The organism is Arthrobacter sp. 2YAF22_2, from assembly GCF_052114645.1.
In the GTDB taxonomy this organism is placed as follows: Bacteria; Actinomycetota; Actinomycetes; order Actinomycetales; family Micrococcaceae; genus Arthrobacter.
Genome location: NZ_JBFRFD010000254.1, coordinates 1 through 5,259, shown reverse-complemented (window position 1 = coordinate 5,259; position 5,259 = coordinate 1). Strand labels below are relative to the sequence as shown.

Here is a 5,259-nt window from a genome sequence, read left to right as displayed (position 1 = left end):
ACCAGGACCTCAGCGACACAGTCCGTGAATTCGCCGACCAGGTGGTCGCCCCCGTCTCCGCCAAGCACGACGAAGAGCACAGCTTCCCCTACGAAGTCGTCTCCCAGATGGCCGAGATGGGCCTGTTCGGCCTGCCGTTCCCGGAGGAGTTCGGCGGCATGGGCGGGGACTACTTCGCCCTTGCCTTGGCCCTGGAACAGCTCGGCCGGGTAGACCAGTCGGTTGCGATCACCCTCGAGGCCGGCGTCTCCCTCGGCGCCATGCCGATCCACCGCTTCGGCAACGAGGCGCAGAAACAGGAATGGCTGCCGCTGCTGGCCTCCGGCAAGGCGCTCGCAGGATTCGGCCTGACCGAGCCGGAAGCCGGCTCAGACGCGGGCGGGACCAAGACCACCGCCCGGCTCGAGGGTGGCGAGTGGGTYATCAACGGCAACAARGAGTTCATCACCAACTCCGGYACSGACATCACCCGCCTCGTCACGGTCACCGCAGTCACCGGCCAGGAAGAACGGCCCGACGGCAGCATCAAGAAGGAAATCACCACCATCCTGGTGCCCACCAATACCCCCGGATTCACGGCCGAGAAGGCCTATAACAAGGTCGGCTGGAACGCCTCTGACACCCACCCGCTGACGCTCAACGACGTCCACGTCCCGGAAGCGAATCTGCTCGGAACCCGGGGCCGCGGCTACGCGAACTTCCTGTCCATCCTGGACGAGGGCAGGATCGCGATTGCTGCGCTGGCAGTCGGCGCCGCCCAAGGCTGTGTGGATCACGCGGTGAAATACGCCAAGGAACGCAGCGCCTTCGGGCAGAACATCGGCAAGTACCAGGCCGTCGCCTTCAAAATTGCCCGGATGGAAGCCCGCGCCCACACCGCACGGCTGGCCTACTACGATGCGGCTGCCCGGATGCTCGCCGGCAAGCCGTTCAAGACGCAGGCCGCCATCGCTAAGATGGTCGCAGGCGAGGCAGCCATGGACAACGCGCGGGACGCCACCCAGGTGTTCGGCGGCTATGGCTTCATCAACGAATTCACCGTGGCACGCCACTACCGCGACTCCAAGATCCTCGAAGTCGGTGAGGGCACCACGGAGGTCCAGCTGATGCTGATCGCCCGCGAACTGGGACTCTAGCCGGCCGGCCGCAACCGTCGAGGGAAGGATCAACGATGATCAACAAAGTTGTTGCCAGCGCCGCCGAGGCCGTCGCGGACATATCCGACGGAGCCTCCCTCGCCGTCGGCGGGTTCGGGCTGTGCGGCATCCCGGTGGCCCTGATCGACGCTCTTCACGACGGCGGCGCGACCAACCTGGAAACCGTGAGCAACAACTGCGGAGTGGACGACTGGGGGCTCGGGATCCTGCTCAAGGACGGCCGGATCCGCCGGACCATCAGCTCCTATGTGGGGGAGAACAAGGAATTCGCCCGGCAATACCTTGCTGGCGAACTCGAGGTGGTCCTCACCCCGCAAGGCACCCTGGCCGAGAAGCTCCGCGCCGGCGGCGCCGGCATCCCGGCCTTCTACACGCCCGCCGGCGTCGGGACCCAGGTCTCCGACGGCGGCCTGCCGCAAAAGTACGACGCCGACGGGACCGTCGCCGTCGCCTCCGCGGCCAAGGAGGTCCGCAGTTTCCACGGCGCTGACTACGTGCTGGAGGAGGCCCTGACCCCGGACTTCGGCCTGGTCCACGCCTGGAAGGGTGACCGGCACGGCAACCTGGTTTTCCACGCCACCGCGATGAACTTCAACCCGCTCTGCGCCATGGCCGGCCGGATCACCATCGCCGAGGTCGAGGAACTCGTTGAGCCGGGGGAGCTGGACCCGGAGCACGTCCACGTCCCCGGGATTTTCGTCCAGCGCGTGGTCCTCGCGCCGCAAGCGGAGAAGCGCATCGAAAAGCGCACCGTGTCAAGCACCACCGAGCAGTCAGGAGCCTAACCGTGGAGACTAACGACGCGCCGGGCGCCCCGCCCCGTCCCGAAGCGGTCCGGCACGAATACCGACGCTCCGCCGTCGAACACGCCGGCGGCAACGGCGGCGACGGCGCCAAGGGATGGACGCGCAACGAGCTGGCTGCCCGGGTAGCGCAGGAGCTGCAGAACGGCCAGTACGTCAACCTCGGCATCGGGATGCCCACGCTGATCCCCAACTACATTCCGGCCGGCGTCGAGGTGGTGCTGCATTCGGAAAACGGCATCCTGGGTGTCGGGCCCTACCCGGCCGAGGACCAGGTGGACCCGGACCTGATCAACGCGGGCAAGGAAACCGTCACGGTGAACAAGGGCGCCGCGTTCTTCGACTCCGCTGCCTCGTTCGGCATGATCCGCGGCGGCCACGTCGATGTGGCGGTGCTTGGCGCGATGGAGGTGGCCCAGAACGGCGACCTGGCCAACTGGATGGTCCCCGGCAAGATGGTCAAGGGCATGGGCGGCGCCATGGACCTGGTCATCGGCGCCAAAAAAGTCATCGTGATGATGGAACACGTGGACCGCAACGGCAAGCCGAAGATCGTGGAGCGGTGCAGCCTGCCGCTGACCGGCAAGGGCTGCGTGAACAGGATCATCACCGACCTTGCCGTGATCGACGTCGTGACCGACGGAGGCAAGTCCCGGCTGGTGTTGCGGGAGCTGGCCCCCAATGTCACCGCGGAGGACGTCGCCGCGGCCACCGGTGCCGAGCTTTTCGAGGAAGATCAGGAACTGACCGTATGACAACGAATGCAATGTCCGGGCGCGAAACCGGCCGCCGGGTTATTGAACAGCGCGGCCTCTACTTCGAAGAACTCGACGAAGGCGCCCTCTATGCGCACCGACCCGGCCGGACCGTGACCGAGACGGACAACGTGCTGTTCACCACCATGACGATGAACACCCAGGCGCTGCACCTGGACGCCGCGTGGAGCGCGGGGCAGCCGTTCGGGCAGCGGCTGATGAACTCGATGTTCACCCTCGCCACGCTGGTGGGCCAGTCCGTCCCGCAGCTGACCCAGGGCACCATCATCGCGCAGCTGGGACTGACCGACGTGTCCTTTCCGCACCCGCTGTACCACGGGGACACCCTCTATACCGAGACGGTGGTGACCGGAAAGCGGCTGTCCTCCTCCCGGCCTGGCCAGGGCATCGTGACCATGCAGCACACCGGGCGGAACCAGGACGGCGACGTGGTGGCACTGGCGACCCGCAGCTGCCTGATGTGGACACGGGAGGCCCATGCAGCAGCGCAGCAGGAAAACGTGCAGAAAGAACCGGCCCAAAAGGGGACAATCGAAGCATGAGCTTCCTGATGGGCCCCGCCCTGCTGTTTTGCCCCGCCGACCGCCCGGAGCGCTACCAGAAGGCGGCCGAGCGCGCCGATGCCGTGATCCTGGACCTGGAGGACGCCGTCGCCCCGGCCGATAAGCAGCGGGCCCGCGGAGCCATCCTAGCCCAGCTCGGCGCCGACGGGGATGGCCCCGAGCTGGACCCGAGCCGCACGATCGTGCGGATCAATCCGGCCAGCACGGAAGAATTTGAAAAAGACCTGCACTGCCTCAAGCACACCCCGTACCGGCACGTGATGCTCGCCAAGGCCGAGAGCGCCGCCCAGCTCAAGGAGCTGGAGGGCTATGGCGTGATCGCCCTGTGCGAGACGGCCGCCGGCATTGTGAACGCAGCGGCGATCGCCGCGGAACCCAACGTGGTGGCGTTGATGTGGGGTGCCGAGGATCTGCTCGCCTCGCTCGGGGGCACCTCCAGCCGGGACGACGACGGCGGCTACCGCGCCGTCGCGCTGCACGCCCGGTCCGCGGTGCTGCTGGCCGCCCGGGCGTTCGGCAAGGAAGCGATCGACTCCGTCTACGTCAACATCCCCGACCTTGACGGCCTGGCCGCCGAGGCCCGGGACGCCGCCGCGTCCGGCTTCGGCTCCAAGGCCTGCATCCACCCGAACCAGGTCGCCGCGGTCCGCGAGGCCTACGCCCCGTCCGAGTCCGACGTCGCCGCAGCCAAGGAACTGCTCGACGCCGCCGCTGCGGCCGGCACCGGTGTCTTCCAATACCAGGGCAAGATGATCGACGGGCCCATCCTCAGGCACGCCGAGTCCACCCTCCGCCGCGCGGGCCGCCGCTGACCCCGCGTCGGTTCGCCCGAGATGGCCGGGTTGGCGGAGCCCTTAGCGGCCGTCTGCGGCAAACGGATGCCGGCTGCTCCCGCTCCGCCGCGCCGGTCGCTCGCCTGGCTGACCTCCTGCGCGGCTAGGGCTTCATCCTGATCTTCGAAACGGCAGCCGGCCCGTTGCCCGTTGCGCACCGCGACGCTGGTGTGCGATCATTCCCGTGATCGTGAAATTGATCCAACAGCAGGAGGTGAGACCCATGAACGCAGTATCCGCAATGGGCGCTCCGCTGAAGCCCGCGATCGCGCGACTGAAGTAGTCGCATCCGGGAGCGCCCGCCACGCAATTCGCGAAAGGCGACTCCCATGAACACGACAATTTCTTCAACTCCGCACCTCACCTCGATCCCGACCTCGACGACGGCCGCGGCCCGGCCGAGGTCCGAGCAGGTCCAGCCGCAAGTCGACGCCACAAAGCGGATGCACGCACCGGGCGAGCGGGCGCTGGTCCTCGGTGGCGGCGGATCGACCGGCAACGCCTGGCTGATCGGCGTCGTTGCCGGCCTGTACGATGCCGGGCTGGACGTAGCCGAGGCCGACCTGACCATTGGTACGTCGGCCGGTTCGACCGCGGCGGCTCAGCTGGCTGGCGCGACCCCGACGGAGCTGTTTGCCGCTGTCGTTGCCGCTGCTCCCCAGCAACGGGCCGCTCCACTTGGATCCAGCCGAGGACCCGTCCCGCACGGGCCGGTGACGGACCACCTGGCGAGAACACGCAATATAATCGGTTCCGCCGAGGACGCGGCTGACATGCGCCGCAGGATGGGCGCGGCGGCACTCGAGATGGATGCGGCGTCGGACGGCTCCTGGCAAGCTCAGTGGCGCGCCACCGTCGCCTCGCGGCTGCCCAGTCAGCGTTGGCCGCAACGATCGTTGCTCATCACCGCGGTCGATGCCCGCAGCGGTGAACCAGTGGTGTTCGACCGCCACAGCGGAGTCGAGTTGGCGGACGCCGTCGCGGCCAGCTGTGCCAGTGGCCGCCCCTACCGGATCGACGGGAAGCCTTACATCGACGGCGGTTACCGACGCAACGAAAATGCCGACCTGGCAGCCGGAACCAGACGTGTGCTGGTGCTGTCACCCTTTGGCGGCAGGACATTGCAT

At 67.6% G+C, this 5,259-nt stretch carries 6 protein-coding genes; all 6 read left to right on the top strand.

The genetic code is table 11. The features are described from left to right. A partial coding sequence (locus tag AB4Y86_RS11455) for an acyl-CoA dehydrogenase family protein (RefSeq protein WP_441402352.1) occupies nucleotides 1-1,136 on the top strand: 1,136 nt, incomplete at its 5' end. 35 nt (nucleotides 1,137-1,171) lie between these two features. Further along, entirely contained in the window at nucleotides 1,172-1,942 is a 771-nt protein-coding gene (locus AB4Y86_RS11450; protein WP_441402351.1) for a CoA transferase subunit A, read from the top strand. Between the two features lie 2 nt (nucleotides 1,943-1,944). Next, a complete protein-coding gene (locus AB4Y86_RS11445) occupies nucleotides 1,945-2,715 on the top strand; it encodes a CoA transferase subunit B (protein ID WP_441402350.1) in 771 nt (256 codons plus the stop codon). Then, complete coding sequence (locus tag AB4Y86_RS11440; protein ID WP_441402349.1) at nucleotides 2,712-3,278, top strand: MaoC family dehydratase; 567 nt, start codon at nucleotides 2,712-2,714, stop codon at nucleotides 3,276-3,278. The genes AB4Y86_RS11445 and AB4Y86_RS11440 overlap by 4 nt, the downstream gene beginning before the upstream one ends. Continuing rightward, nucleotides 3,275-4,111, top strand: a complete 837-nt coding sequence (locus AB4Y86_RS11435) for an HpcH/HpaI aldolase/citrate lyase family protein (RefSeq protein WP_441402348.1) — start codon at nucleotides 3,275-3,277, stop codon at nucleotides 4,109-4,111. The genes AB4Y86_RS11440 and AB4Y86_RS11435 overlap by 4 nt, the downstream gene beginning before the upstream one ends. Before the next feature lie 350 nt (nucleotides 4,112-4,461). Beyond that, nucleotides 4,462-5,259: patatin-like phospholipase family protein (locus tag AB4Y86_RS11430; RefSeq protein ID WP_441402347.1), on the top strand; the 798-nt coding region annotated here is incomplete at its 3' end.